This window comes from Pseudomonas sp. TE12234, from assembly GCF_054061835.1.
This window is the reverse complement of record NZ_JBSSEP010000023.1, coordinates 61,656-88,066: the sequence shown is the minus strand read 5'-3', so window position 1 is coordinate 88,066 and position 26,411 is coordinate 61,656. Positions and strand designations below refer to the sequence as shown.

The 26,411-nt window shown below is 61.9% G+C and carries 24 protein-coding genes, 1 tRNA gene and 1 pseudogene; 17 read left to right on the top strand and 9 right to left on the bottom strand.

Translation table 11 applies throughout. From position 1 onward, the window contains the following. Positions 1–39: 39 nt before the first annotated feature. Positions 40–1,674 carry an ABC transporter substrate-binding protein gene (locus ACVWYU_RS27130; protein WP_247257261.1) on the bottom strand — a complete coding sequence of 545 codons (1,635 nt, stop codon included), beginning with the start codon at positions 1,672–1,674 and terminating at the stop codon, positions 40–42. Between the two features lie 552 nt (positions 1,675–2,226). Here ACVWYU_RS27130 and ACVWYU_RS27125 point away from each other — a divergent pair. The 7 genes from ACVWYU_RS27125 to ACVWYU_RS27095 all read left to right on the top strand — a co-directional run bounded on the left by ACVWYU_RS27125 (position 2,227) and on the right by ACVWYU_RS27095 (position 10,466). Further along, positions 2,227–3,159: a LysR substrate-binding domain-containing protein gene (locus ACVWYU_RS27125; RefSeq protein WP_090323344.1), complete on the top strand. Its 933-nt coding sequence runs from the start codon at positions 2,227–2,229 to the stop codon at positions 3,157–3,159. Positions 3,160–3,404: 245 nt separating this feature from the next. Continuing rightward, positions 3,405–4,829 carry an aldehyde dehydrogenase gene (gene aldA / locus ACVWYU_RS27120; protein WP_390956524.1) on the top strand — a complete coding sequence of 475 codons (1,425 nt, stop codon included), beginning with the start codon at positions 3,405–3,407 and terminating at the stop codon, positions 4,827–4,829. Positions 4,830–4,913: 84 nt separating this feature from the next. Next, positions 4,914–6,230: an MFS transporter gene (locus ACVWYU_RS27115; RefSeq protein WP_247257263.1), complete on the top strand. Its 1,317-nt coding sequence runs from the start codon at positions 4,914–4,916 to the stop codon at positions 6,228–6,230. Between the two features lies 1 nt (position 6,231). Then, entirely contained in the window at positions 6,232–7,449 is a 1,218-nt protein-coding gene (locus ACVWYU_RS27110) for a mandelate racemase/muconate lactonizing enzyme family protein (protein WP_390956523.1), read from the top strand. A 163-nt stretch (positions 7,450–7,612) separates the two neighbouring features. Beyond that, positions 7,613–9,220 (top strand): GMC family oxidoreductase, encoded by a 1,608-nt coding sequence (locus tag ACVWYU_RS27105; RefSeq protein WP_457374147.1) that lies wholly within the window; start codon positions 7,613–7,615, stop codon positions 9,218–9,220. Between the two features lie 113 nt (positions 9,221–9,333). Next, complete coding sequence (locus tag ACVWYU_RS27100) at positions 9,334–9,744, top strand: response regulator (protein WP_247257266.1); 411 nt, start codon at positions 9,334–9,336, stop codon at positions 9,742–9,744. A gap of 53 nt (positions 9,745–9,797) precedes the next feature. After that, complete coding sequence (locus tag ACVWYU_RS27095; RefSeq protein WP_248915187.1) at positions 9,798–10,466, top strand: HAD-IA family hydrolase; 669 nt, start codon at positions 9,798–9,800, stop codon at positions 10,464–10,466. A gap of 117 nt (positions 10,467–10,583) precedes the next feature. On the opposite strand, the gene ACVWYU_RS27090 is transcribed toward ACVWYU_RS27095, so the two are convergent. Together ACVWYU_RS27090 and ACVWYU_RS27085 are read right to left on the bottom strand one after the other, a co-directional pair. Next, the gene (locus ACVWYU_RS27090; protein ID WP_457374146.1) at positions 10,584–11,651 is read right to left on the bottom strand and encodes an alpha/beta fold hydrolase; all 1,068 of its coding nucleotides are present in this window, start codon (positions 11,649–11,651) and stop codon (positions 10,584–10,586) included. A 158-nt stretch (positions 11,652–11,809) separates the two neighbouring features. Further along, the gene (locus ACVWYU_RS27085) at positions 11,810–12,220 is read right to left on the bottom strand and encodes a (R)-mandelonitrile lyase (protein WP_457374145.1); all 411 of its coding nucleotides are present in this window, start codon (positions 12,218–12,220) and stop codon (positions 11,810–11,812) included. Between the two features lie 324 nt (positions 12,221–12,544). Here ACVWYU_RS27085 and ACVWYU_RS27080 point away from each other — a divergent pair. Both ACVWYU_RS27080 and ACVWYU_RS27075 read left to right on the top strand, forming a co-directional pair. Then, positions 12,545–12,619 (top strand) — tRNA-Gln (locus ACVWYU_RS27080). Between the two features lie 344 nt (positions 12,620–12,963). Further along, positions 12,964–14,064 (top strand): polyamine ABC transporter substrate-binding protein, encoded by a 1,101-nt coding sequence (locus tag ACVWYU_RS27075; RefSeq protein ID WP_090323331.1) that lies wholly within the window; start codon positions 12,964–12,966, stop codon positions 14,062–14,064. Between the two features lie 60 nt (positions 14,065–14,124). On the opposite strand, the gene ACVWYU_RS27070 is transcribed toward ACVWYU_RS27075, so the two are convergent. Beyond that, entirely contained in the window at positions 14,125–14,403 is a 279-nt protein-coding gene (locus ACVWYU_RS27070) for a Rho-binding antiterminator (RefSeq protein WP_090323329.1), read from the bottom strand. Between the two features lie 194 nt (positions 14,404–14,597). On the opposite strand from ACVWYU_RS27070, the gene ACVWYU_RS27065 reads away from it, so the two are divergent. The 4 genes from ACVWYU_RS27065 (at position 14,598) to ACVWYU_RS27050 (ending at position 18,138) form a co-directional block, all read left to right on the top strand. Then, entirely contained in the window at positions 14,598–15,818 is a 1,221-nt protein-coding gene (locus ACVWYU_RS27065) for a helix-turn-helix domain-containing protein (protein WP_457374144.1), read from the top strand. A gap of 35 nt (positions 15,819–15,853) precedes the next feature. Continuing rightward, a complete protein-coding gene (locus ACVWYU_RS27060) occupies positions 15,854–16,486 on the top strand; it encodes a Vgb family protein (RefSeq protein ID WP_248915184.1) in 633 nt (210 codons plus the stop codon). Between the two features lie 178 nt (positions 16,487–16,664). Beyond that, entirely contained in the window at positions 16,665–17,372 is a 708-nt protein-coding gene (locus tag ACVWYU_RS27055) for a TetR/AcrR family transcriptional regulator (protein WP_090323324.1), read from the top strand. After that, a complete protein-coding gene (locus tag ACVWYU_RS27050; RefSeq protein ID WP_457374143.1) occupies positions 17,362–18,138 on the top strand; it encodes a pyrroline-5-carboxylate reductase family protein in 777 nt (258 codons plus the stop codon). Before ACVWYU_RS27055 ends, ACVWYU_RS27050 begins: the two co-directional genes overlap by 11 nt. Before the next feature lie 140 nt (positions 18,139–18,278). Here ACVWYU_RS27050 and ACVWYU_RS27045 read toward each other — a convergent pair whose 3' ends face one another. Then, a complete protein-coding gene (locus tag ACVWYU_RS27045) occupies positions 18,279–20,315 on the bottom strand; it encodes an oxidoreductase (protein ID WP_457374158.1) in 2,037 nt (678 codons plus the stop codon). 252 nt (positions 20,316–20,567) lie between these two features. On the opposite strand from ACVWYU_RS27045, the gene ACVWYU_RS27040 reads away from it, so the two are divergent. Next, entirely contained in the window at positions 20,568–21,476 is a 909-nt protein-coding gene (locus ACVWYU_RS27040; RefSeq protein WP_457374142.1) for a glycine betaine ABC transporter substrate-binding protein, read from the top strand. A gap of 22 nt (positions 21,477–21,498) precedes the next feature. On the opposite strand, the pseudogene ACVWYU_RS27035 reads toward ACVWYU_RS27040, so the two are convergent. The 4 genes and pseudogenes from ACVWYU_RS27035 to ACVWYU_RS27020 all read right to left on the bottom strand — a co-directional run. Continuing rightward, positions 21,499–21,728: pseudogene (locus tag ACVWYU_RS27035) on the bottom strand (CAP domain-containing protein); the annotation flags it as partial. A 90-nt stretch (positions 21,729–21,818) separates the two neighbouring features. Then, positions 21,819–22,463: a helix-turn-helix transcriptional regulator gene (locus ACVWYU_RS27030; protein ID WP_457374141.1), complete on the bottom strand. Its 645-nt coding sequence runs from the start codon at positions 22,461–22,463 to the stop codon at positions 21,819–21,821. Between the two features lie 19 nt (positions 22,464–22,482). Next, on the bottom strand, positions 22,483–23,112 hold the full coding sequence (locus tag ACVWYU_RS27025) for a hypothetical protein (RefSeq protein ID WP_457374140.1): 630 nt from the start codon (positions 23,110–23,112) through the stop codon (positions 22,483–22,485). A gap of 112 nt (positions 23,113–23,224) precedes the next feature. After that, a complete protein-coding gene (locus tag ACVWYU_RS27020; RefSeq protein ID WP_457374139.1) occupies positions 23,225–24,013 on the bottom strand; it encodes an alpha/beta hydrolase in 789 nt (262 codons plus the stop codon). A 96-nt stretch (positions 24,014–24,109) separates the two neighbouring features. On the opposite strand from ACVWYU_RS27020, the gene ACVWYU_RS27015 reads away from it, so the two are divergent. The 3 genes from ACVWYU_RS27015 to ACVWYU_RS27005 all read left to right on the top strand — a co-directional run bounded on the left by ACVWYU_RS27015 (position 24,110) and on the right by ACVWYU_RS27005 (position 26,336). Beyond that, entirely contained in the window at positions 24,110–25,054 is a 945-nt protein-coding gene (locus tag ACVWYU_RS27015) for an aldo/keto reductase (protein WP_090320043.1), read from the top strand. Positions 25,055–25,173: 119 nt separating this feature from the next. After that, a complete protein-coding gene (locus ACVWYU_RS27010) occupies positions 25,174–25,827 on the top strand; it encodes a peroxiredoxin (protein WP_090320045.1) in 654 nt (217 codons plus the stop codon). 143 nt (positions 25,828–25,970) lie between these two features. After that, positions 25,971–26,336 carry a type 1 fimbrial protein gene (locus tag ACVWYU_RS27005; RefSeq protein WP_457374138.1) on the top strand — a complete coding sequence of 122 codons (366 nt, stop codon included), beginning with the start codon at positions 25,971–25,973 and terminating at the stop codon, positions 26,334–26,336. Positions 26,337–26,411: the final 75 nt, after the last annotated feature.

Genomic DNA, 26,411 nt, shown 5'->3' with positions numbered 1-26,411 from the left:
CCGCACCCTGGGGTGGGCGAGCGCGTAGGGGGCTGCGCGTCAGGCGCTCAACCAGACTTCATCCATTGGGTAGAAGTCCGAAGGGTGAACCTTGAACCCCTGGACCTTCTTGCTGGTGGCGGTGAACTTGTCGGCCCAGAACGGCTGCACCATCACGCTGGCCTCCTGGAGGATGCGTTCGACGTCCTGCATGGCGAGGGCGCGTTGCTTTGGATCGATGATGCCCATGGCCTTGTCCAGCGCGGCGTCGAACGCCGGGTCGCTGTAATGGCTTTCGTTCCAGGCGGCGCCGCTGCGGTAGGCCAGCTCCAGGGACATCACGCCCAGCGGACGGTGTGCCCAATAGGTCAGGCTGAACGCCGCCTTGTCCCAGATCGGCCAGTACTGGGTGGCCGGGATCACTTTGAGGTTGATGCGGATTCCGGCCTCCAGGCAGTTCTGTTGCAGGATCTGCGCGCAGTCCTGCTCGTAGCGGCCCTGGGTGTTGCCGACGATCAGGTCGATGTCGATGCCGTTGGGGTAACCGGCGTCGGCCAGCAGCTTTTTCGCCCCGGCCACGTCCCGTTCGCGTTTGGGCAGCGGCGCGTATTCCGGGTGTGACGGCGCGACATGGTGGTTTTCGCCAAGGGTGCCCATGCCGCGATAGGCGATTTTCAGCATCTGCGCGTTGTCGGCGCACAGCGTCACGGCTTTACGGATGCGCACATCGGTGAACGGCTTCTGGTCGCAAGCCATGCGCATGACCACGGTTTGCGCCGACTTGCAGCTGAGCAACTGCGCGCCCGGCAAGCGCTTGGCCAGGTCCAGCTCGGCCACTGTGACCCGATACAGCACATCGACCTGACCGGCCTGCAAGGCCGCCAGATGGGTCGAAATGTCGGTGCCCATGTCGACATACCGCAGTTCGTCGAGGTTGGCCGGTTTGCGCCAGTAGTCCGCCCGTTTGGCGAAGGTCGCCTGTTTGTTGACAGCAAACGACACCAGTTTGAACGGGCCGGTGCCGATCGGGTTTTTCGTCCAGTCGTCACCGGCCTTGAAGCTGCGGTGCACGAGGGTACAGGTGAAGGCGCTGAGCATTTCCGGGATGGCCAGGATCGGGCGCTTGAGCACCAGGCGGAACTGGTACGGACCGGTTTTCTCGAAGGAATCGATGTCCTGGAAGGCCGTGCGGTTGACCGACTTGGAGTCGGCGGCGATCCAGCGATGGATGTTGTGTTCGACATCGTCGCTGGTGAACTCGTCGCCGTTGCTCCACTTGACGCCCTGGCGCAGGTTGAAGGTCCAGACCTTGAGGTCTTCGGACGGGCTCCAGCTCTCGGCCAGATAAGGATGGGTGATGTTGTCGGCGTCGACCCAGGTCAGGAACTCCAGGGAGTTGCGCAGCAGGTTCGAGGCTTCGATCCAGGTGATCAGCATCGGGTCCTGGATTTCCTGGATGGCGCAGGCAAAGCGCAGGCTGCCACCTTGACGCGGCGGCTGTTGCTCGGCGGCGAACGCCGGGTCGCTCAGTAATGCCGAACCGACGAAGGTGCTGGCGCTGGCGACGGTGACGCCCAACAGGACGGCGGTGCGCAGGAATTGTCGACGGTTGATCTGGCCATTCGTGACCTGTGAGCACAGGTCTTCCACGGCTGGGTGCGGCGCGGCGCCGTCCAGTGTCTTGAGCTCGTTCATAAAGCCTCTCCGATACGTAGCAAAGTGCGTTTTTCGACTGGCCGCAGCGATGGCGGGCAGTCTGGAACTCGGGGGATCAAGTCAGCGAAAGAGTCAGCGCCGGGCACCGGGCAGGCGCAGGCGAGGCGGGCGTGAAGCCGGCGGAACAAGCGGGAGGAGGGAGCAGGTGAGGTAAGGCATTGGGGCAGCTCTCATGTTGTTTTTATTAGAGATGCCATCAGTTTTGTCACCGGGGAAAAGATCGACAAACGATTAATTCAGCGAGCAAACGTTCGATAAACGCATGTTACTGGCGCAACGCTATGTCAGCGCCTGAAATAGACGGGTGAAAGACAACCCCTGTGGGAGTGAGTTTGCTCGCGATGGCGCTGTGCCAATCGACTTTTATGTGTCAGATACTCCGCTTTCGCGAGCAGGCTCGCTTCCACAGACAAGCCATCTGCGGGATGTGGAAATTGTCCGACACAACACAAAAACGCATGTTGCTCGGGAAATTTTCTCCAAGGCATGGGATGCTTTGCCCCTGGTCAGCCTTCCACGAGTGCCTTTTTCATGAAACGCAAAATGCCCGGCCTGAATGCCCTCAAAGCCTTCGAAGTGGCCGGTAGCACGGGCAGCTTCACCCGGGCCGCCGAGTTGCTCAATGTCACCCAGAGCGCAGTCAGCCGGCAGGTGCGTCAGCTCGAAGAACAGTTGGGCGAGCACCTGCTGGAACGTCGTCACCATCACCTCGAATTGACCAGCGCCGGGCGGATTCTGCTGCGGGCATTGCATCAGTCCTTCGACAAGATCGAGTTGACGGTGCGCAGCATCCAGCAGAAAACCCATGCCAATCGCCTGCACATCAATGCGCCGCCGACCTTCACCCATCGCTGGCTGATGCCGCGCCTGGGCAGGCTGCGCGAGCAGCACCCGGACCTGGAATTGAGCATCACCACGCGGTTGCAGGACAGCCTGGCGGAAACCAGCACCCTGGATTGCGCGATCCGTTTTGGCGATGGCGAGTGGGATGGCCTGGACAGTTCGCTGCTGTTCCAGGAGCGCCACATCGCGGTGTGCACGCCATCGCTGTATGCGCGGGAGTGGACCGAGCAGGGCATCGACCTCAACCGCCTGACGCTGCTGCACGTACTGGCCCGGGAGGACCAGCGCTACCTGACCTGGAAGCACTGGCTGGACGCCGCCCGCATCACCGGCGTCGACACCCAGGGCGGTTATGAATTCGATTTGCTCGACCTGGCAATCCGCGCGGCCGTCGATGGCCTGGGCATCACCATTGCCGACTGGCACATGGTGGCTTCGGAACTGGCGGCCGGGCAGTTGACCCAGGTGCTCAACGTGCATGTCGACGGGCACCAGTCCTATTGGCTGGTGACCCGGCCGGAGCAGACGCAGATGCCGCAACTGCAGGCGTTCAGCCAGTGGTTGCAGGAGGAAATCTGGTTGGCGCAGCGGCAGTTGGAGCCCTCAACCGCCGCCATTTGAAACGCCACCAATCCCTTGTGGGAGCGAGCCTGCTCGCGATGGACCTGAACGATGACGCAGGCTGCCTGAAAAAATCCGTTGCCTGCACGTTCATCGCGAGCAGGCTCGCTCCTACAAGGGATCTCCATCGTTTGTGGAGTAACCTGCATTTTTAGAATGTTACACCGCTCAATAAATCGTTTGTTCAACGCGAGCCGTATGCCAAAACTGCTCGAACTGGATAAAAACAACGATGGGCGATTCACATGCGACTCGAGCGAAACTTTGTTAATGGTCAATTCATTGAGCCGGCCAGCACTGCGCTGATCGCGGTCTACGACCCGGCGACCGAAGAACAGGTCGGTCAGGTCTCGGCGGCCACCGCCGATGAAGCCACATTTGCCGTTGAAGCGGCGGCCGCCGCGCAGAAAAGCTGGGGCCAACTGACCAGCATCGAACGCGCCGAACACCTGCGCTCCTTTGCCGACGCCCTTGAAACCCGCGCCGAAAGCATCGGCGAAGCCCTGGCCGCCGAGTCCGGCAAGAGCCTGGCCGATGCCAGCAACGAAGCGCGCTACGCGGCACAGATCACCCGCTATCACGCCGAATGGGCGCGCCGCATCGAAGGCGAGATCATTCCCAGCGACACCCCCGACGAAAACCTGTTCCTGCACCGCGAACCGATTGGCGTGGTCGCGTGCCTGATTCCGTTCAACTACCCGGTCTATACCCTGCTGCGCAAAATCGCCCCGGCGCTGATTGCCGGCAACACCGTGGTCGTGCGCCCGAGCAACAACACACCGATCTCGGCCTTCGAAATCGCCAGGGCGGTGCAGCAATCCGGTTTGCCGGCCGGAGTGGTCAACATCCTGACCATGGATCACGCCACTGCCGCCGTGGTTTGCACCCATAAGGCCGTGGGGCTGATCACCTTGACCGGCAGCGTCAACGCCGGTCGCATCGTGCTCGACTACTGCAAGGCCAATATCGCCAAGCCGTCCCTGGAACTGGGCGGCAAGACCCCGGCCATCATCGAAGCCGACGCCGACCTCGAAGCGGCCGCCACGGCGATCGTCGCCTCCAAGACCACCCACTGCGGCCAGTTGTGCACGGCGGTAGAGCGGGTCTACGTGCAGGAAAGCGTCCACGACCAATTCCTCGCCCTGCTCAAGGCGAAAATCAGTGCCGTGGCATTCGGCGACCGGGCCAAGGAGCCAGGTTTCATGGGGCCACTGGTCAACGCCAGTTCGCAACAGAACATTCATGCCATGGTCCAGCGCGCCATCGCCGACGGTGCGGTACTGGAAACCGGTGGCGTACTGCCTGAAGGCAAGGGCCATTTCTACCCGCCGACCCTGCTCAGCCACTGCCGCCAGGACATGGAAATCATCCAGGAAGAAATCTTCGGTCCGGTGCTGCCGGTGCTCAAGTACCGCGACATCGACGAAGCCCTGGCCATGGCCAACGACCACCAGTTTGGCCTGGCCTCGGTGCTTTATACCGAGAACTACCGCACCACCATGAAAGTCGCAAACGCCATCGAGGCGGGCGAGCTGTACGTCAACCGTACCCCGGCCGACCCGTACCAGGGCTTCCATGCCGGCTGGAAACGTTCCGGCCTGGGCGGTGATGACGGCAAGCACGGCATGCTCGAATTCACCCAGACCCGTCTGGTGGTAATGAAGTACTGATTCACCCGTAACACGCCTCACGCTGTCTCTATAAAAACAATTAACAGGGACGCCCGGACCCACCGGGCGCCCGAGGTTTACTCGATGTCCAAGCATGCACCTACTGCTGCCGCTGTTCAGGGTTCGAACGCGGGTTCAAAAAGCCACAGTGACAAGGGAAGTCGCTATTTCCAACTGATGCTGCTGGTACTGGCCGCCGGTGCGATCTACCCGATCCTGTACCTGCGCCAGGTCTACCAGACCACCATGCTCGACGTGTTCCACATCAACCACAGCGAGCTGGGTTACCTGTACTCGATGCTCGGCACGATCTTCCTGCTCAGCTACTTGCCCAGTGGCTGGCTGGCCGACCGTGTTGCGCCGCGCTTCCTGATTTTCTTCTCGCTGGTCGCCACCGGAGCCTTGGGCCTGTGGTACTCCACGGCGCCTTCGATGACCGGCCTGATGATCATCTTCGGTTGCTGGGGCCTGACCACCGGCCTGACCTTCTGGGCCTCGGTGCTCAAGCGGGTGAAGATGATTGCCCATCACTCCGAGCAGGGCCGTTTCTTCGGCATCCTCGACGGCGGTCGCGGGTTGGTGGAAGCCTTGCTGGCAACCGTTGCCCTGGGCTTGTTCGCCTTTGCCACCGAAACCCGTGGCGAGTCGGCAGCCGAAGGCTTCAAGCATGTGGTCTACCTCTATGCCTTCACTTGTATCGCCATCGGCTGTGTGCTGGTGCTGATCAAGGACCCGAAGTCGATGGAGGACACCGCGGCGGTGGAGAAGGGCAAGTTCAACCTGCTCAGCGACCTGGCCACGCTGGTGAAAATCCCCGAGCTGTGGCTGGTCACCGCCATCGTGTTCTGCGGTTATCACATCTTCTGGGCCACCTACAGCTTCTCCGACTACCTGCAGGGCGGCGGCATGACCGCGGTCATGGCCGGCACCATCACCACCATCAAGCTGTGGATGCGTCCCATCGGCGGCATCGGCGGGGGCTGGCTGGGTGACAAGTTCTCGAACATTTCGGTGCTGGTCGTGGCGCTGTTGCTGGCCACGCTGGCGATGGTCGGCCTGATCGTGTTCCCGGCGCTCAACAGCATGGGCCTGCTGATCGGCACGGTGATCTTCATCGGCCTGATGACCTACGCCATTCGTGGCCTGTACTGGGCGATCCTCGACACCTGCAACATTCCGCTGCGCATCACCGGCCTGGCCATCGGCATTGTCTCGGTGGTGGGTTACCTGCCGGATGCCTTCATTCCGTTGATCAATGGCTACCTCACCGAACATTTCCCCGGTGCCTTTGGTTACAAGCTGTATTTCGGCTACATCGCGTTCGTCGGCCTGCTCGGGACCCTGGCGGCCCTGACCCTGCGTGCACGTATCCATCGTCAATCTTTGAAAACAGGTGCCTGAGATGAAAATCGTCGCCCTTGAAACCCACATTGTTGCCGTACCACCACCGCACGTTGGCGGCATGTACTGGCTGTTCGTCAAGATCAAGACCGACTGCGGCATCGAAGGCGTGGGTGAAATCTACGCCGCGACCTTCGGCCCCAAGGCCATGCTGCCCATCATCGAAGACGTGTTCGAACGCTACCTGCTCAACCAGGACCCGCACCACATCGAGCGCTTCTTCCGCCAGGCGTACTCCAGCGGTTTCACCCAGCGTCCGGACCTGACCATGATGGGCGTGGTCAGCGGTCTGGAGATGGCCTGCTGGGACATCATCGGCAAAGCGGCGAACAAGCCGGTGTACGAGTTGCTCGGCGGCAAGGTTCACGAACGCCTGCGGTCCTACACCTATCTGTACCCGGTCAACAGCCAGGGCGAGTACGACTACGACGACCCGGACCTGGCCGCCGAGTGCGCCATCGAGAACATGAACCAAGGCTTCACCGCCTTGAAATTCGACCCGGCCGGGCCGTACACCGCGTACTCCGGGCATCAGATTTCCCTGGAAGTGCTGGAGCGCTGCGAAACCTTCTGCCGCAAGATCCGCGAAGCGGTGGGTGACAAGTGCGACCTGCTGTTCGGCACCCACGGGCAAATGGTGCCGTCTTCGGCGATCCGCCTGGCCAAGCGCCTGGAGAAGTACGACCCGCTGTGGTTCGAAGAGCCTGTGCCGCCGGGCCAGGAAGAGGCCATGGCGCAAGTCGCGGCCAAGACCAGCATCCCGATTGCCACCGGTGAACGCCTGACCACCAAGTACGAATTCTTCAAGCTGCTGCAGGCGGGCGGTGCGTCGATCCTGCAGATGAACGTCGCTCGCTGCGGCGGTCTGCTGGAAGCGAAGAAGATCGCCAGCATGGCCGAGGCCTATTACGCACAGATCGCCCCGCATCTCTACAACGGGCCGATTGGCGCCGCCGCGAGTTTCCAGCTGGCGACCTGCACGCCGAACTTCCTGATCCAGGAAAGCATCATGACCTGGGGCGGCTTCCATGCCGAAGTCCTGACCAAACCGTTGCAGTGGGAGGACGGCTACATCATCCCGTCCACCGAGCCGGGCCTTGGCGTGGAGCTGAACATGGATGTGGTGCGCAAGCATTCGCCGTACACCGGCGAGCGCCTGCACCTGCAGATGGCGCCGACCCCGGCTGATGTCAAGGACACATCGCCGGCCAAGGGCTGACGGGCCTGATGCGGTTCTTGTGGGAGCCAGCCTGCTGGCGATAGCGGTGGATCAGTCGACATCGATGTTGAATGTCAGATCTCCATCGCCAGCAGGCTGGCTCCCACAGGGGGATCGCATCGTCCATCCCAATTTTGTATAACGACTTACGCGGTAACCGTGCATGACATACGACTACATCATCGCTGGCGCTGGCGCCGCAGGCTGCGTGTTGGCCAATCGCCTCTCGGCCTCCGGGAAACACACGGTACTGCTGCTGGAAGCGGGCGGTAAGGACAGTTCCCTGTGGTTCAAGATCCCGGTCGGCTTCGCCAAAATGTATTACAACCCGACCTTCAACTGGATGTACTACAGCAAGCCGCAAAAACAGTTGGGTAACCGCGAAATCTACGCCCCGCGCGGCAAAGTGCAGGGTGGTTCGGGCTCGATCAACGCGATGATCTACGTGCGCGGCCAGGCCCACGATTTCGACGATTGGGCGGCCAACGGTAACGACGGCTGGGGCTTCAAGGACGTGCTGCCGTACTTCCGCAAACTGGAGAACCACCCGCTGGGCGACAGCGAGTACCACGGCGGCAGCGGCCCGATCAGCATCACCCCGATGAAGGGCCAGACCCACCCGATCTGCGACGTGTTCCTTGAGGGTTGCAAGGAGCTGGGTTACCCGCACAGCGACGATTTCAACGGGCCGAAGTTCGAAGGCGCGGGGATCTATGACGTCAACACCCGCGACGGCCAGCGTTGCTCCAGCAGCTTTGCGCATCTGCATCCGGCATTGAGCCGGCCGAACCTGACCATCGAGCATTACGCGCTGGTGGATCGGGTGTTGTTCGAGAACGGCCGTGCGACGGGAGTTTCCATCACCCAGCACGGCGTGACCCGGACCTTTACCGCCAACAAGGAAGTGATCCTCTGCGCCGGCGCCGTGGACACACCGAAGATTCTGCAATTGTCCGGTGTGGCCGATCAGGCGCTGCTGGCCAGGCACAACATCCCCTTGGTCAAGCATTTGCCGGCGGTCGGGCAGAACCTGCAAGACCACCTGTGCGCCAGCTATTACTACAAGGCCAATATCCCGACGCTCAACGATGAGCTCAGTTCGCTGTTCGGCCAGTTCAAGCTCGGCCTGCAATACCTGTTCACCCGCAAGGGCGCCCTGGCGATGAGCGTCAATCAGGCCGGCGGTTTCTTCCGTGGCGATGAGCAGCAGGCCAATCCCAACCTGCAGTTGTACTTCAACCCGCTGTCGTACCAGATCCCGAAAAACAACAAGGCCAGCCTCAAGCCCGAGCCGTATTCCGGCTTCCTGTTGTGCTTCAATCCGTGCCGGCCAACCAGTCGCGGGCACATCGAGATTGCCTCGAAAAACCCTCGGGATGCGGCGTTGATCGACCCCAACTACCTGAGCACGCAAAAGGACATCGACGAGGTGATCCAGGGCAGTCGGCTGATGCGCAAGATCATGCAGGCACCAGCCCTCAAGGGCATCACGGTCGAAGAAGTGTTGCCAGGCCCGGTGGTCGAAACCGACGAGCAGATGCTGCAGTACTTCCGCGACAACAGCGGCTCGATTTATCACCTGTGCGGTTCCTGCGCCATGGGGGCGGACACTCAGACGTCGGTGGTGGACAAGCGCCTGAAAGTGCATGGCCTCGATGGCCTGCGGATCGTCGATGCGTCGATTTTCCCCAACGTGACCTCCGGCAACACCCATGCCGCCGTGCTGATGGTGGCGGAGAAGGGCGCTGATCTGATCCTGCAGGACGCCTGACTTTAGCCTTTACCTGTATCAAAAATGAATTTCCGTCGGTTCCGCTGCTCCTACCTGTAGGCAGCGGAATTGAGCCCGCACATTCATTGAGACAATCAGGGAGCGGCACGGTCATGAGTCGAGTACCGACAGCGGGCGAATACCTTCCTGGCGGGGTGATCCTGGTGGTTGAGGATGACCCGCTGATTCTGGAATTTCTCTGTGAAGTCCTGCAGGACGAAGGCTTTGTGGTGCAGCCGCAGACCAGTGCGGACGCTGCATCCCGGTACCTGGAACAGCATGCGCAGAATGTGCGGATGCTGCTGACCGACATCACCATGCCAGGCAAGCTCAATGGCGCGGACCTGGCCAACCTGTTCGGCGATCGCTGGCCGGGCAAACCGATCATGATCATGTCCGGCTATGAAACCCCCGAAAGCTCGGGCGTGCGGCATGCGGTTTCGTTCATCAAGAAACCCTGGGCGCTGGGACAGTTGCTGGACTGCGTACAAAACGCATTGCAGGGTAATCCTCCGTTGCATTGATCCTGTACATTGGCCGTCACACCCGCCAGATCCTTTAGACAGGAAGGACCGCCTTGTCCGCTCAATCCTCTGTTTTCCATAACCCGTACCGCGCCTTTCTGTTCGATATGGACGGCACCGTACTGACTTCCATTGCGGCCGCCGAGCGCGTCTGGGCGACCTGGGCCGAGCGTCACGGTGTCGATGTCGAGACCTTCCTGCCCACCATCCACGGTGCCCGCGCCATCGACACGATCAAGCGCCTGGCATTACCCGGCGTCGATGCCGAAGCCGAAGCGGCGTGGATCACCCAGGCGGAACTCGAGGATGTCGACGGGGTGGAAGAGGTGGTCGGCGCGGCGGTGTTTCTCCAGTCTTTGCCGGCGCAGCAATGGGCCATTGTCACGTCCGCGCCGAGGGCGCTGGCCTTGCGCCGAATGGCCGCAGCCGGGATCCCCGAGCCACAGGTGATGGTCACGGCCGAGGACGTCAGCGCCGGCAAACCTGATCCGGCGGGTTATCGCTTGGCGGCCCGGCGGTTGGGGGTCGAGATCACCGAGTGCCTGGTGTTCGAAGATGCCACGGTGGGGATTCTCGCCGCCGAAGCGGCAGGGGCGGATTTGCTGATCATCACGGCCACCCATGAACAACCGATCGACACCCTGCACCCGACCTTGGCCGGTTATGACGTGGTGGCCGTTTCTGTGGATGCCGCCAGTCTGATTCGCCTGCGCACACGCTGATGGGGTTGCAGGCGCTGGCTTGTCGGAACGCCGCCCGGATAAACGCGGCGCACCTGAGTCCAGCGCCAGCAAGCTGGCTCCTGCACGTTACACAACCTCCCCTATACCGGCTCGTTCTCAAAGATGATCGGCATCAATCACTGCCTTGGCGAACGCCTGCGGATCTTCCTGGGGCAGGTTGTGGCCGATGCCGCCGTTGATCAGACGGAACTCGTACTTGCCGGTAAAGCGCTTGGCGTAATCCTCGGGGGCGGGGTGGGGCGCGCCATTGGCATCGCCTTCCAGGGTGATGGTCGGCACGCCAATGGACGGCGCGGTGGCCAGCTTCTGCTCCAGGGCTTCGTAGCGGGATTCACCCTGAACCAGGCCCAGGCGCCAGCGGTAGTTGAACACGGTGATGTCGACATGGTCGGGGTTTTCCAGCGCCTTGGCGCTGCGGTCGAACGTGGCGTCATCGAATGCCCATTTCGGCGACGCCGTTTGCCAGATCAACTTGGCGAAATCGTGGGTGTTTTTCTCGTAACCGGCACGACCGCGGTCGGTGGCGAAGTAAAACTGGTACCACCACTGCAATTCAGCCTTGGGCGGTAGCGGGTTCTTGCCGGCCGCCTGGTTACCGATCAGATAGCCACTGACTGACACCAACGCCTTGACCCGTTCCGGCCACAGCGCCGAGACAATGTCAGCCGAGCGCGCACCCCAATCGTAGCCACCGAGCACGGCTTGCTTGATCTTCAACGCATCCATGAAGTCGATAACGTCGCTGGCCAGCGCAGCCGGTTGACCATTGCGCAGGGTTTTATCGGACAGGAAATGCGTATCGCCATAACCCCGCGCATAGGGCATCAGCACACGGTAGCCCTTGGCGGCCAGCAAAGGGGCGACCGCGTCGTAGCTGTGGATGTCGTACGGCCAGCCGTGCAGGAGAATCACCACCGGTCCGTCGGCCGGCCCCGTTTCGGCGTACGCGACGTTCAACAGCCCGGCGTTGACATGCTTGAGTGGGCCGAACGGCGAGGGCGCCGCGTAGCTAGCGCTGGCCTCGGTCGCGGCTGGCTGAGCGGCGGCGGTCGATTGCGCGTGGGCCGTGCCGAGCGCGCCGAACAGGCTGAGGGCGAGAAGCGACGCGCCGAGCAGGTGCCGACGGGTTTTCCCGGTTTCGTGGTTCTGCAGTGCCATCGTCATGTGGATGTCTCCCTTGCAAGCCGTTGGTCAGGAGTTCTGGATGATCCCCTTCAAACCGTGCCTGCATTTGAGCGTGGCGATGTATCTGGCCTGTGTCCGGTGCGCAGGCCAGATGCATGCGGATGTATCGCGATGTCATCCGGATACACTGTGATACATCACGCCACGGGCGGACCGACGTTGTATTCCTCGTCCGTGACTTTTTCCATCCAGACCACACTCACACCGTCCAGCGCTTCCTGGACGCCGATGTGGGTCATTGATGTGGTGGCGCTGGCACCGTGCCAGTGTTTGTGGTCAGGCGGGCACCAGATGACATCGCCGGCACGGATTTCCACGATCGGTTCGCCTTCACACTGGGTCCAGCCGCAGCCTGCGGTGACAATCAGCGTTTGCCCCAGCGGATGGGTATGCCAGGCGCTGCGGGCGCCGGGTTCAAAGGTGACGCTGACGATGGAAGCCCGGGCGGGTGGCGGTGGGGCGTTGAGCGGGTCCATGCGCACGTTGCCGGTGAAGCAGGCTTCAGGGGCTTTTATCGAGGGCTGCGAGCCTACGCGCTTGAGGATCATGATCGGGTCCTATTGATAAATGAACAGGTGCGCCCGGGTTCAGTCATCTGCAGGGGGAATCGACGCTTTGATGACGACCCAGGGGGCATTCAGCACAGCCGTATCAATCTGCGCTTGCCCGCGGGCGAGCGCAACGTACGCGTCGGGTCATTCGGTGCGGAACGGCAAAAAACGCCGCGGAAGGTGTTGCGTTTATCCTTGTTTAATAATAACTGGCTGTTTTCAAACAAATATTTTCTGTTTGGGCTTCACAGGTGCAACGAAAGTTGATAAATTTCCGCCCACTCTCGCACAGGGCCTCACAGGGCTTTAAGTCGCAGATACAGGGGCGTCGCCAAGCGGTAAGGCAGCAGGTTTTGATCCTGCCATGCGTTGGTTCGAATCCAGCCGCCCCTGCCATATTCCTTATGTTCATTCAGTTGCAACTCAGTCGGCAGCTTGAGAATGATCATGAAAAAACGCCAGTCCGAATCGGTCTGGCGTTTTTTTTGTCCGCTACAAAACCCTCCGTTGCCCATCCTTCGTCCCCTCCCGCGGCCACCGATAATGGCCATTACGATCCCCTTTTGGCCAATGCCACGCTATGAAGCGTGCAGTCTGTCAGCAAAAATCGGAACCAGGCTGCCGACCCGGCGCCCCTCGAATCCATAACCAGAATCTTTGATCTTCCTTGCCCTTGGCTGTTTGCGGGCCGCTGCCGTCTCAGAACATAAAAACCAGAGCTGACATTGGGGAACTGATCCATGGACACTATGAAACGCATTTTGGGCGCCACGGTATGTGGGCTGACGTTGCTGGCCAGCGCCGTGCACGCCGAACAGCGCGAGTTGAGGGTGTACAACTGGGCGGACTACATCCTGCCGTCCGTGCCCAAGGACTTCGCCGCGCAAAGCGGCATCAAAGTCACCTGGGACACCTTCGACACCAACGAGTCCCTGGAAGCCAAGCTGCTGACCGGCAACTCCGGGTACGACCTGGTGGTGCCATCCAACCAGTTCATCGAAACCCAGATCAAGGCTGGCGTGTTCCAGAAGCTGGACAAGTCCAGACTGCCCAACTGGAAGCACCAGGACCCGGCACTGCTCAAGTTGCTGGACAAGAACGACCCCGGCAACCAGTACGGCGTGCCCTACATGTACGGCACCGTGTTGATCGGCTTCAACCCGGCCAAGGTCAAGGCTGCGTTGGGTGAGAACGCACCGGTGGACAGCTGGGATCTGGTGTTCAAGCCCGAGAACATGGAAAAGCTCAAGTCCTGCGGCGTGGCCATGCTCGACTCGCCGTCGGAAATCCTGCCCCTGGCCCTGCATTACCTGGGGCTGGACCCGAACAGCCAGAACCCGGACGACTACGAAAAAGCCAAGGCACTGATGCTGAAGATTCGGCCTTACGTCACCTACTTCAACTCCGCCAAATACATGACCGACATCGCCAACGGCGACATTTGCGTGGCCATCGGTTACTCCGGCAGCTTCTACCAGTTCGGCAATCGCGCCAAAGAAGCGGGCAACGGCGTGGTGGTCGATTGGCGCCTGCCGAAGGAGGGGGCGCCAATCTGGTTCGATACCTTCGCCATTCCCAAAAGCGCGAAGAACGTCGAAGAAGCCCACGCGTTTCTCAACAACTTGCTGGACCCGAAAGTCATCGCCCCCATCAGTGACTTCCTGGGGTATCCGAACGCCAACAAGGATTCGCTTGCCCTGATCAACAAGGACATCACCGGCAACCCCGACCTGACACCGACCCCCGACGCCCTGAAGACCCTCTATGTCGTGCAGCCGTTGCCGCAGAAGCTGGAGCGGGTGCGCACCCGGGTCTGGACCAGCATCAAGTCGGACAAGTAGCCGATCCACGGTGGGAGCGGGGCGCTCCCACCTCGGCCCGTCGCTTGCGGCAACCCGGCCCTAGAACGTGCAGACAGCATCGGAAAACACCACCCGGCCAAACTGCGCATTCGCATCCAGGGGGGTGATGGCCAGCAATTGATCCAGGCGAATTTCCTGTTGAGCGTCATCCGTCTGCAGCAGGATGAACTCTTCCTTCTCGCTCGAGGTGCGCGTGGTCAGTGCCTTGGCCACCAGGCGTGCGCCGTCCTTCAACTCGATGTCCAGTCGATAACCGCGCATACAGGCGATTTCGAGATAGTCATAGAGGTCGCAACTCATGGGCTGGTATTCGTTCATGTCGATTGTCCTGGCAACACGGCGGTTTGATTGAGCATAGACAGGGCGAGTCAGTAACGATAACGCGTGTGGTCTGGAAAAACGCGGCGTACTGGAGTCCATCGCCAGCAGGCTGGCTCCAACAGGACTGTGCCGTGAGATAGACTCACCCCGGGTCTTCTGAAGGCAGGAGTGACACGCGTGGCAGGATTGCAATGGATTCGCTGATCACCGCCGCGGCGCAGGCGCTGGCGGCGGGTGACCCGCTTGGTGCGCTGGACCGCGTGGCATTGCGCGAGGATGCACCGGCGCTGGCGCTGCGTGGTATCGCCATGGCGCAACTGGGCGATCTGGCGCGGGCCAGGGCACTGGTGCGCAGGGCGGCGCGGGCCTTCGGGCCGAAAGAGGCGGTGGCGCGGGCGCGCTGCGTGGTCGCTGAGGCCGAGATCGCGCTGGCCTCGCGGGAGCTTGGCTGGCCGGTGAAGGCGCTCGACGCCGCGCGGGTCACGCTGGTGGCCCACGGCGATTCCGTCAACGCGGCCCATGCGCGCTATCTGCAGATCCGCCGCTTGCTGCTGATCGGACAGCTCGATGAGGCGCAGGCATTGCTCGCGGACCTCGATCCGGCAATCCTGCCTCCCGCATTGCGGGCCACCCATGAACTGGTGGTGGCGGGAATTGCGATGCGCTGTCTGCGTTCCCAAGCGGCACGGGCGGCGCTCGTCAGGGCCGAACTCGCCGCCCGCCAGTCCGGCATTCCCGCGCTGTGCGCTGAAGTCGACAGCGCGGCACTTTTACTCAACAGTCCTGCCGCGTGCTTAATCTCCCAAGGCGAACCACGACCCCTGTTGCTCGACGAAGTGCAAGCGCTGCTGGCCTCGACATCGTTGGTGATCGACGGCTGCCGCTCTGTCGTGCGCAGCGCGGGCATGTCGGTTTCCCTGGCCACGCGCCCGATCCTCTTCACCCTGCTGCGAACCCTCGCCGAAGCCTGGCCGGCGGACGTGTCGCGGGAAACACTGATCGCCAAGGCCTTTCGCCTGAAGCTCAGCGATGAATCCCACCGGGCCCGTTTGCGCGTGGAAATCGGCCGCCTGCGCGCGGCACTGAAACCCCTCGCCAGCGTGACCGCCAGCAAACGCGGATTTGCCCTGTTCCCCCAGGTTTCAACCGATGTGGTGTTGCTGATGCCACCGGTCGAAGCGCGACATGCCGCGGTGTTCGCCTTGCTCGCCGACGGTGAGGCCTGGTCGAGCTCGGCCCTGGCACTGGCGTTGGGCAACAGCCAGCGCAGCGTGCAACGGGCACTCGACACACTGGCGACGGCGGGCAAGGTGCAGTCGTTTGGTCACGGCCGGGCACGGCGCTGGGTGACTGCGCCGGTGCCCGGTTTCGCGACGACCTTGTTACTCCCCGGTCCGCCGCCCGGTGGCTAGGATGAACGCCACAACCCCTAGCGAGGAACACCCTCATGAAACAGTCAGCCGCCGAAATCCTCCGTGAATATGGTCCCTTTGCCGATGTCGATAAAGTGCACGGCCTGACCTGGGACGGCCGGCAGGTATGGTTTGCCAGCGGAGAGAAAATCAATGCCCTCGACCCTGACACCGGCAAGACCCTGCGCTCGATCGACGTTGCCGCCCATGCCGGCACCGCCTACGACGGTGAGCACCTGTTCCAGATTGCCGAGGACCGCATCCAGAAAATCGACCCGCATACCGGCCGGATACTCGGCACCATCCCGGCCCCTGGTGGCGGCAACGACTCGGGCCTGACCTGGGCCGAAGGCACCCTGTGGGTGGGGCAGTATCAGGCGCGGAAAATCCATCAGATCGACCCCGAGAACGGCGCGATTCTGCGCACCATCGAGTCCAACCGGTTTGTCACCGGCGTGACCTGGGTTGAAGGCGACCTGTGGCATGGCACCTGGGAAGCCGAAGAGAGCGAACTGCGCCGCGTCGATCCGCATTCGGGCGAAGTCCTCGAAAGCCTGAAGATGCCGGCCGGTATCGGCGTGTCGGGGCTTGAGTCCGATGGTGGCGAGCGGTTCTTTTGCGGCGGTGGCATGAGCGGGAAGGTGAGGGTGGTGCGCCGGCCTTCCTGACATTTTCGTCTACGAGTCGGGCTTGGTGATCCTGGGAAAAGATCATCAAGCCCGAGTGCCTCTATCTGCACTCAGCATCCCGCTGTCCTGAAAATGTACGGCTGTGTACAGGTCGTGTACGCCATGGATTCCGAGGTGTACAGTTGAGCGCAATTCTCAGGTAAAGGCGCCAGCCAAGATGTCGCAGACAGGAAAGGGGAAAACCAAGGCTCAGGATGCAGGATGGCGGGGTTCGGTCGATGGCTGGCTGGACGCCGCCTACGATGCGTTGAAGGAATCCGGTGTCGATGCGGTGCGGGTGATGCCGCTGGCCAAGCGCCTGAATTTGTCGCGCACCAGCTTCTATTGGTTCTACGAAGATCGCGAGCAGTTGCTGGCGGCACTGCTGGCCCGCTGGCGGGACAAGAACAGTGGCGGCCTGGTCGGGCAGTGCGAGAGTTATGCCGAGAGTATTTGCGAAGCGATCCTCAACGTCTTCGAGTGCTGGTTGAACCCCGAGCTGTTCGACTCGCAATTCGAATTCGCCGTACGCAGCTGGGCGCTGCAATCGGCGGAGGTCACCGCCGAAATTGCCCTGGCCGATGAGGCGCGCATCAATGCCCTGACCGCGATGTTTCGCCGGTTCGGCTACGAAGCCGAGGCCGCCGACGCGAGGGCCAGGACGATCTACCTGACGCAGATCGGCTACATCTCGATGAAAACCAGCGAGGACATCGTGGTGCGTTTTCGCCGCATCCCGCAGTACGTCACCGTGTTTACCGGCAAGGCACCGAAGCGGCGTGAACTGGATCGTTTCTTCGGCAAATTCGGTTACGCGGAAAAAGAACCCGGCGTGTTCGGTCCGCTGGTTGAAACCATCGAGGAGCCGGCAGCCGATGAACAATAGAACCCTGGGCATCATTGGCGGTACCGGCTGGCTGGGCCGCGCGATCGCCGAGGCGCTGCTCGACAGCGGTTTCATCGAGCCTGCCGCACTGCTCATTTCCAACCGCTCGGGCCGCAGCACGCTGCGACCGGACGTGCGGGTGCTGGCCGATAACCAACAGTTGGTGGCGCTCAGCGATGTGCTGGTGTTGTCGATTCGTCCGGAGCAGTTTCGTGAACTGCGGATCGACGCCAGCGGCAAACAGGTGATTTCCCTCATGGCCGGGATCCCGGCCGCCGTCATCAGCGCCGCCACCGGTGCGCAAACGGTGGTGCGGGCCATGCCGAATGCGGCCGTGGAGATCAGGCAGTCGTACACCCCTTGGTACAGCACCGGCGCGCTTGGCGACATGGATCGTCAGTGGCTGCAGCAGTTGTTCGAATGCGTGGGCGTGGCGGATGAAGTGCCGAACGAAGACTGCATTGATTACCTCAGCGCGTTGTCCGGCACCGGGCCGGCGTTCCCCGCCTTGCTGCACCAGGCGCTGGCGAGTCAGGCGGAGGCGGCGGGTATTCCCCACCACATCGCCCAGCGTGCCGCCCGAGGCGTGGTGGTCGGAGGCGGGCAGATGCTTGCCAATCGTGATCCGCTGCAAATGATCGAAGCACTGATGGCTTACCGTGGCGTGACGGCGGCGGCCTTGCAGTCGATGAGCGAACAGGGCATTGATGCCATCGTCGGTCGGGCCTTGCAGGCCGGCGCGGAGGTTGCGCGGCGGGGGATGTAGCGAACTCCGATAATGGTTCTGTGGCGAGGGAGCTTGTCGAGTCGTCGCACCGTCCCGCTGGACTGCGCAGCAGGCCCATTCCTGGGGTCGCTGCGCAACCCAGCGGGAGCAAGCTCCCTCGCCACAAGTGAATCGCAGGATCAGAGATCTTTCACCAGCCGCAACGCATCGTAGATCGCCGCATGGGTGTTGCGCGCGGCCACGGCGTCACCAATCCGGAACAGCTGGAATTGCCCCTGGGGATTGGTGACGATGTTTTGCGCCTTGCCGGCGATGAGGTTGTGCTGTTCCACCGCGCCACCGTTGCTCGAATGCGGGCGAAGCTCGAAGTACAGATCGTCCAGGGGCAGGGTGCCGTGGTTCACCACCACCTGATCGACGATCCGCTGCTTGTGCACCTGGCCATAATCGCTGCCGAAGGTCGCGAGCAGGCGACCATCGCGTTTCTCGACCGTCTCGACGCGGTAAGTCACGGTGAAGGTGACGTCCAGATCCTGCAGGCTGCGCATGTAGGGCACCAGGTTCATGGCCATGACTTCCGGTGCGAACGAACGGTCAGGCGTCACGATCTCCACGGTCGCGCCGCTTTTGGCGATGACTTCGGCCGCCTGCAACGCGGCATGGTCACCGGCATCGTCGAAGATCAACACATGGCGGCCGGGCTTGATGTCACCGGAAATGATGTCCCAGGTCGACACCACCAACTCGTTGCCCTGGGTCAGCACCTCGGTGTGGGGCAGGCCGCCGGTGGCGACAATCACCACATCCGGCTCGTGGGCCAATACCGTGTCGGCTTCGGCCCAGGTGTTGAAGTGGAACTTGACCCCCAGGCGCTCGCACTGGGCCATGCGCCAGTCGATGATGCCGATCATTTCGCGGCGTCGCTCATTGAGGGCCGTCAGGCGGATTTGCCCACCGGGTTGATCGGCGGCCTCCAGCACCGTCACGTCGTGCCCGCGTTCACCCGCGACCCGCGCCGCTTCCAGGCCCGCAGGGCCGCTGCCGATCACCAGGACTTTGCGCTTGACGGCAGCCTTGGGAATCTCGTGAGGCATGGTGGTTTCCCGGCCGGTCGCCGGGTTGTGGATGCAATAGGCCGCGCCGCCCTGATAGATGCGGTCCAGGCAGTAGTTGGCGCCCACGCAAGGGCGAATGTCTTCCTCACGCTTTTCGATGATCTTGCGCACGATGTGCGGGTCGGTCATGTGCGCCCGGGTCATGCCCACCATGTCGACCTTGCCCGAGGCAATCGCGTAGCGCGCAGTGGCCACGTCCGGAATCTTCGCGGCGTGGAAGGTCGGGAACCCGGTGGCCGAGCGAATTTCGCCGGCGAAATCCAGGTGCGGTGAATTGCGCATGCCCTGGATCGGGATGACATCGGTCAAACCGGCGTCGGTATCGATGTGGCCGCGCACCACATTGAGGAAGTCCACCAGCCCGCTGTCCTTGAGCATGTGCGAAACCTGCATGCCTTCGCTGGCATTGAAGCCCCCTGGCAGTTGCTCGTCACCGGTGTAACGCACGCCGAGCAGGAAGTCTTCGCCCACCCGCTGGCGAATGCCCCGCAGGATGTCGAAGGTAAAACGCATGCGGTTTTCCAGCGAACCGCCGTAGGGACCGTCGAGTTCGTTGGTCAGCGGTGACCAGAACTGGTCCATCAAATGCCCGTAGGCCTGCAGTTCCAGGCCATCCATGCCGGCCGCCTTCATGCGTTCGGCCGCGTCCACGTAGTCCTTGATGATCCGCTCGATGTCCCAGTCTTCCATTTTTTTCGGGAAGGACCGGTGCGCGGCCTCGCGGTGGTGGGAAGGCGACACCACGGGCAGCCAGTCGGCCTTGTCCCAGCGGGTGCGCCGGCCCAGGTGCGTCAACTGGATCATCACCGCCGCGCCGTGTTCATGGCATTCGTCGGTCAGGTCCTTGAGCCATCCGACCACTTCGTCCTTGTAGGCCAGTACGTTGTTGAACACCGGCGGACTGTCGCGCGAGACCGCCGCGGAGCCGGCGGTCATGGTCAGGGCAACACCGGCCTTGGCACGTTCGACGTGATAGGCGCGATACAGGTCCTTGGGCATGCCGTCCACCGGATAGGCCGGTTCGTGGGAGGTGGTGATGATGCGGTTTCTGAGGGTCAGGTGCTTGATCGTGTACGGCTGCAGCAAGGGATCGCTGGACATGGTGGTGCGCTCCAAAGTGGGCTTCATCAGGCTCGGCGACTTGAAATTAGGATAACTGTACATGTGTGTCAATCCTTCATGACACAGGTGTACATTTTGCTTGCGCGGGATAAAAGTCGTGGATAAGATCGGCGCACAAGGAGAAGGGATCGGTCAAACCGACCTGCCGCGCAAGGCTGCATTTTTCACGACCGTAAGGCCGTTCAAATTAAGACAAACCTGCCAATAACAACCAAAACAGGAAGACGCTTGATGAACGCTCATTCGCCGTATCGAAAAACAATCTGTGCCGGATTGATCAGTGTTGCGCTCGCCACCGGCGCTGCGCTGGCGCAAGCCGCGGAACCTGCGCCGGTGCGTATTGGCTGGGTCAACTGGTCGGACACCGAGATCACCGTCAAGCTGGCCACCACGGCCCTGGAGGACCATCTCAAGCAGCCGGTGAAACTGGTCATGGCCGACATCGGCATCCAGTTCCAGGCGTTGGCCAACGGCAATATCGACCTGATCCCGATGGTCTGGCTGCCGAGCACCCACAAGGCCTTCTACGACAAGTACAAGGACAGACTCGAAGACCTCGGCGTGCTCTATGAAGGGCGGATCGGCATGGCCGTGCCCACCTCGATACCGGTCAGCGAGGTGGCCAGCGTCGAGGACCTGAACAAGCCCGAAGTCAGGGCGAAGTTCGACGGCAAGATCCTCACCTCAGAGGTGGGCAATGGCCAATACAAGCTCACGGTCAAAGCCATCGACGAATACAAGCTCGACGGCTACAAACTGGTGGCGTCCTCGGAAACCGGCATGCTCAACGAGCTCGATCGCAACCTCAAGCGGGACAAATGGTCATTGGTCAATGCCTGGAGCCCGCACTGGATGTTCTCCAAATGGTCGCTGCGTTACCTGGATGACCCCAAGCAGATCTTCGGTGGCGCCGAGCAGATCCACGCCATGGCCCGCAAGGGTTTCAGCCAGGAGTATCCGGAAGTGGCGTACTTCTTCGCTCACTACTCGATTCCCCGGGCCGACCTGGAAGCGCTGATGATGCAGTCGCGGCAGAGTTCTCCCGACAAGGTCGTCGCCGACTACTACGCCGCCAACAAGCCGCGCTTCGAAGCGATGTTCGAGGGCAGCGAGCAGCGGGTCAGCAGTCGGCAGCCTTGAGCAAGCCGGCTCCCATGCCTCTTTACGGCGCTCCAAACACCATCGTCCAGTAAACCCCCTCGTCACTGCGCGCGTCCGTCGCATAGGCCGCGCCGACCTGGGTGAACATCGGGTTCATCAGGTGGGCGCAATGGCCTTGCTGTGGCCGTGCGCCGCCGCGCCCAGGCTGGCATTCCACGACAGCGGCCTTGCAGCGGCAAAGCGCTGGCGCCCGCAGAGGCGTGGTTTCGCGCGGGCAGCATTGACCTGCGCCCTTGGTTCACAGGGCTGGAGAGCATTTTTGCGCTGGGGGAGGAGCATCCGACGGTCGTAGCGAGTGAAGTTTTTTTGCCTGCACGGGGATCAGACAGCCTGGGTGTCGGGGTTTTGCGCGGTTCCGGTTGGTCTGAGCTTGAAGCGGCAGACATGACCGCCTCGGACCATGCATTCGCTGTGCTCAACTTCGCCTCCGCCCAGCGCTCCGATCAAGGCCAGGTCCAGCTCGCAAACGACCGGGTGTGCAGCGGCCAACCGATGGAATACGCAGTTATGCGCGACGATTTCCTGTTCGCCGGATGAGCGAAAAAACACCTCGGCTTCATAACCCGCCTGGTTCATGTGCTGCACGATCGTTAATTCATCAACCACGTGCTGCTCACGGTCCCGGGCCAGTTTGCGGCCCAGGCTGCGCATCAACGCAGCCAGAGCCTCGGGGCCGATGAGGTCGGCCACTTCATCGATCAGCACGCTGGCCAGCATCTGGTACTGGCGGGGGAATTGCTCTTTGGCATAGTCAGTGAGCCGATACAGCTGCTCGGGCCGTCGTCCCGTCGGGCGGGTTGCTCCGCGCCGCACCAGGCCGTCACGCTCCAGCGCCGCCAGGTGTTGGCGAATCGCTGTGCGGGTGACCGCCAGATGCTCAGCCAGCTCGTCAATGCTCATGCCGTCCCCATGGTGCAGCAGCGCATTGAGCAGGTCCTGCTGTGTTCGGCCCAGTCCTTCCAGCATGGTGCGTCCTCGTTCGGCATCAGAACTTGTCGGGGAATTGCTTGACCAGTGCGGCGGTCAACGCGTCGGCCAACGCCAGGATATGGCTGTGCATCATCTGCCAGGTCCGCGCTTCGCCGGCGTAATCGTGCGCGGCGAACTCATCGATCTGGGCGATGTGGTGCCCGCCATGGGCAGACAGCATATTCACCAGCGTGGCTTCGGGCAGATTGGGGTTGGCGGACGCCAGGAACGCCGCGATGGCCTTGGCATTGCCGGTCAACTCGGCCACGGCGGCTTGCTTGCCCTTGGCGTCCTTGCCCACCGTGGCGTCGCTGTAGTGTTTCACCGCGCCCCAATGACCGGCAAGCAACTTGAGCAGCTGATCGGCGGCTGGCTGGCCATAGAGCGGGGCGATGCTGTTGGCGATTTTGCTCGCGTTATCGACGACCTGGTCAGCCGCGATTTTGGCTTGTGCGTGGTCGGCGGCCTGATTGGCGAGCGCGTAGTTCCTGATCCAGAAAACATGCTCGACCCACAGGTCGCGCAGGGCCAGGCGCGTGGTCAGCGCGGGGCTTTCGGCAGCGGCTGCCGAGGTCGCAGGCGTTTGGCTCCAGACCGGTGGCGCGCAGAAAGCCAACAGGATCAGAGCCAGGATTTTGATATTCATGACGGCACCCTCGTGTGGTGGGATCGTTCGACAATATCAATATAGACATAAAAATATGTTTTTATTGGACCAAGGTGAAACCTCGGATCAACGGTCGTTAAACCTTCAGTCGCTACAAACCCTCTCCCAACGCCTTGAGGTACTCCGGGCTGTCGCTGATCGAATTGTGCCCTGTGCCGGCAATCACCTGCATTGACGCCACACCCTGGGCGAAATGGCTGTAGAGCCGCCGGGTGCTCGGGCCTGGCACCACTTCGTCGTGCTCGGCCGCGATCAGTCGCGTTGGCACCTTGATGCGTTCGGCATAGCGCCAGGACTCGAATTTGTCCTTCAACAGCCACTTCACCGGAAACCAGCGGAACTGGCGGGCGGCGAGGCCCTCAAGGCTGTTGTAGGGCGTGATCAGCACCAGCCGCGCTGCCGGGCGTTGGCTGGCCAGGCGCACGGCCACCCCCGAACCGAGGCTGCGCCCGACCACCGCGACATGCCCATGGCTGGCATGCACGTTGTCGAACAAGGCCAGGGCGTCGCGGGCAATGGCCTCTTCCGAGGGCGAGCCGGTGCTGCCGCCGTAGCCTCGGTAATGCAGCAAATACAGGGCGTAATTGGGGAACGCCTGGCTGAACTCCGGCAGGCTGCGCGAGACGTCCTCGGCGTTGCCGCCAAAATAGATCAGCGCGTTGGGGCCGTCGTGAGGCCGGACGGAGACCTGCAACTGCGCGTCGTCGACGGGCAGGGTGAGCAGTGAGGCGGCGGTCCCGACAGCGCGGGGTTGCGGGTAGTAGATCAGCGCGCGTTGAAACACATACAGCGCCGCGCAGAGCATCAGGTACAACACGGCCAGGACGACAACAAGCAGCATCAGGTTGTGTGACATTCGACTAACGTTAGTGGACGGCATTGATGGCTCGGGGGGGAACACGGCTACGCTGGATCGCTGCCAGAGTGTAGTCAATCACCAGCGGGGCACGCCGGCCGTCTGCCGAGGTCATGCTCAATGCACCAACCCGAGGGGTTCACCCGCAGGAAAATACTCACGCTGGCTGCCGGAGCCTCGGCGGTCTTCACGTTCGGTCCGGCCGCCGCACCCTCAGCGCCGTCGACGGGAACAGGAGGCAAGACCATGCAGACCCGCGCCATTCCTTCGAGCGCCGAAGCACTGCCCATCGTCGGGCTGGGCACTTATCGCGGCTTTGACGTTGCCCCGGCCGATGCCGCCTACAAGCAACTGCCCGCGGTGCTGCGTGCACTGTTCGAGAAGGGCGGGACGCTGATCGACACCTCGCCGATGTACGGTCGCGCTGAACAGACCACGGGCGAGTTGCTGTCAATTCACGAACCCCGTTCGCCGGCGTTCCTGGCGACCAAGGTGTGGACCCGTGGCCGCGAAGAGGGCATCGCGCAGATGGAGCAGTCCTTTGCGTTGTTGCAGACCGACCGCATCGACCTGATGCAGATCCACAACCTGCTGGACTGGCAAATCCACCTGCCGACCTTGCGGCACTGGAAGGAACAAGGGCGCATTCGTTATATCGGCATCACCCATTACACCCCGTCGGCGTATGACGAAGTGGAGGCCGTGCTGAAAGCCGAGCCACTGGATTTCCTGCAGATCAACTATGCGCTGGACGATCGCGGCGTCGAGAAACGCATCCTGCCGCTGTGTCGCGAACGCGGGGTGGCGGTGATCTGCAATCGGCCGTTCGGTGGCGGGAACCTGCTCAACCGGCTCAAAGACAGACCCTTGCCTGGTTGGGCCGCGCAAGTCGGGGTCAAGAGCTGGCCGCAACTGGCGCTGAAGTTCCTGTTGTCCCATTCGGCGGTGACCTGCGTCATCCCCGGCACCGGCAACCCGCGCTACATGGCCGAAAACGCCGGGGCCGGTTTCGGTCCGACGCTCACCGATGCGCAGCGTCATCAGTTGATAGCCCTGGTGGAGTAGCGGGCGGCGCGCCCTCGAACCTCTCCTATACTGTTCGCGTCAACCGTCTTCCCCATGCCGTTGGAACCGCAGTCGACCCTCTGACGGCTTCTCCATCCAACACTGCAAGGAGTTCGAAAATGTCCATCCGCATTGGCGACGAAGCACCGGATTTCACCGCCGAAACCACCGAAGGCACGATCAACTTCCACCAATGGATTGGCAATGGCTGGGCCATCCTGTTTTCCCATCCGAAGGATTTCACCCCTGTTTGCACCACCGAGCTGGGCTACCTGGCCAAGCTCAAGCCGGAGTTCGACAAGCGCAACACCAAGGTCCTCGGACTGAGCATCGACCCGGTGAGCGACCACAACAAGTGGGTCGGTGACATCGAGGAAACCCAGGGCACTGCCGTCAACTATCCGTTGATCGGTGACGAAAACCTGGTGGTGGCCAAGCTCTACGACATGATCCACCCGAACGCCAGTGGCGGTTCGCGCACGGCGGTGGACAACGCCACGGTGCGTTCGGTGTTCATTGTCGGCCCGGACAAGAAGGTCAAGGCCATGCTGGTCTACCCGATGAGCGCCGGGCGCAATTTCGACGAAGTGCTGCGGCTGCTCGACGCGCTGCAACTCAATGCCAAGCACACCGTGGCCACCCCGGTGAACTGGCGTCCGGGTGAAGACGTGATCATCCCCACATCGGTATCCGACGAGGATGCGAAGAAGAAATACCCGGACGGTTTCAAAACCCTGAAGCCTTATTTGCGCACCGTGGCGCAACCGAAGTAACCGACTCGGCAGCAGCGTCACCCCGAAGCGGGTCTTCGGGGTGACCGATGGTCGGTACGACCTCTCTCGACACGCTCTTCAGAAACCGGCTATCCGGTCGATACAGCCTCAAGGACATGAGCTTTTTCGAAGGGAGCATGCAGATGAGCCAATTGCGTAGTTGCATCGCCATGGGGCTGCTGGTCAGCCTGAGTGGAACCTGTTTCGCCTCGACAGGGGTTATCGCCTTCCGCGGAGCCATTGTGGAGCCGCCTTGCCCGATTTCGACGTCGGCCGAAGGGTTCGCCTTGCACGGTTGTTCTTTCGGGGCCGCAGGCCAGGACGGTAGTGTACGCAAGGTGCAGCCACTGCAATCTGTGCGCTCAATCGACGGTTCGACCGCCCAGGTCAAGCTGATCGGCGAAAACAGGGAAGAGGGTGGCGTGCTCCGTCAGCAGTACGCCTTGGTGGACGGCAATGGCCGGGCGCTGACCTCGGGCAATTACGTGGTGACCCTGACTTACCCCTGATCCCTATCGCTGCGACAACGCCTGGACCAGATAGCGGTTAGGGATTGAGCCCGCGATTCTCATGCGCCACCACCA

Coding starts and splice junctions, on each gene's coding strand:
- ACVWYU_RS27130 (WP_247257261.1), bottom strand. CDS start 1,674: ATGAACGAGCTCAAGACACTGGACGGCGCCGCGCCGCACCCAGCCGTG.
- ACVWYU_RS27125 (WP_090323344.1), top strand. CDS start 2,227: ATGAAACGCAAAATGCCCGGCCTGAATGCCCTCAAAGCCTTCGAAGTG.
- aldA (WP_390956524.1), top strand. CDS start 3,405: ATGCGACTCGAGCGAAACTTTGTTAATGGTCAATTCATTGAGCCGGCC.
- ACVWYU_RS27115 (WP_247257263.1), top strand. CDS start 4,914: ATGTCCAAGCATGCACCTACTGCTGCCGCTGTTCAGGGTTCGAACGCG.
- ACVWYU_RS27110 (WP_390956523.1), top strand. CDS start 6,232: ATGAAAATCGTCGCCCTTGAAACCCACATTGTTGCCGTACCACCACCG.
- ACVWYU_RS27105 (WP_457374147.1), top strand. CDS start 7,613: ATGACATACGACTACATCATCGCTGGCGCTGGCGCCGCAGGCTGCGTG.
- ACVWYU_RS27100 (WP_247257266.1), top strand. CDS start 9,334: ATGAGTCGAGTACCGACAGCGGGCGAATACCTTCCTGGCGGGGTGATC.
- ACVWYU_RS27090 (WP_457374146.1), bottom strand. CDS start 11,651: ATGACGATGGCACTGCAGAACCACGAAACCGGGAAAACCCGTCGGCAC.
- ACVWYU_RS27085 (WP_457374145.1), bottom strand. CDS start 12,220: ATGATCCTCAAGCGCGTAGGCTCGCAGCCCTCGATAAAAGCCCCTGAA.
- ACVWYU_RS27075 (WP_090323331.1), top strand. CDS start 12,964: ATGGACACTATGAAACGCATTTTGGGCGCCACGGTATGTGGGCTGACG.
- ACVWYU_RS27070 (WP_090323329.1), bottom strand. CDS start 14,403: ATGAACGAATACCAGCCCATGAGTTGCGACCTCTATGACTATCTCGAA.
- ACVWYU_RS27065 (WP_457374144.1), top strand. CDS start 14,598: ATGGATTCGCTGATCACCGCCGCGGCGCAGGCGCTGGCGGCGGGTGAC.
- ACVWYU_RS27060 (WP_248915184.1), top strand. CDS start 15,854: ATGAAACAGTCAGCCGCCGAAATCCTCCGTGAATATGGTCCCTTTGCC.
- ACVWYU_RS27055 (WP_090323324.1), top strand. CDS start 16,665: ATGTCGCAGACAGGAAAGGGGAAAACCAAGGCTCAGGATGCAGGATGG.
- ACVWYU_RS27050 (WP_457374143.1), top strand. CDS start 17,362: ATGAACAATAGAACCCTGGGCATCATTGGCGGTACCGGCTGGCTGGGC.
- ACVWYU_RS27045 (WP_457374158.1), bottom strand. CDS start 20,315: ATGTCCAGCGATCCCTTGCTGCAGCCGTACACGATCAAGCACCTGACC.
- ACVWYU_RS27040 (WP_457374142.1), top strand. CDS start 20,568: ATGAACGCTCATTCGCCGTATCGAAAAACAATCTGTGCCGGATTGATC.
- ACVWYU_RS27030 (WP_457374141.1), bottom strand. CDS start 22,463: ATGCTGGAAGGACTGGGCCGAACACAGCAGGACCTGCTCAATGCGCTG.
- ACVWYU_RS27025 (WP_457374140.1), bottom strand. CDS start 23,112: ATGAATATCAAAATCCTGGCTCTGATCCTGTTGGCTTTCTGCGCGCCA.
- ACVWYU_RS27020 (WP_457374139.1), bottom strand. CDS start 24,013: ATGCCGTCCACTAACGTTAGTCGAATGTCACACAACCTGATGCTGCTT.
- ACVWYU_RS27015 (WP_090320043.1), top strand. CDS start 24,110: ATGCACCAACCCGAGGGGTTCACCCGCAGGAAAATACTCACGCTGGCT.
- ACVWYU_RS27010 (WP_090320045.1), top strand. CDS start 25,174: ATGTCCATCCGCATTGGCGACGAAGCACCGGATTTCACCGCCGAAACC.
- ACVWYU_RS27005 (WP_457374138.1), top strand. CDS start 25,971: ATGAGCCAATTGCGTAGTTGCATCGCCATGGGGCTGCTGGTCAGCCTG.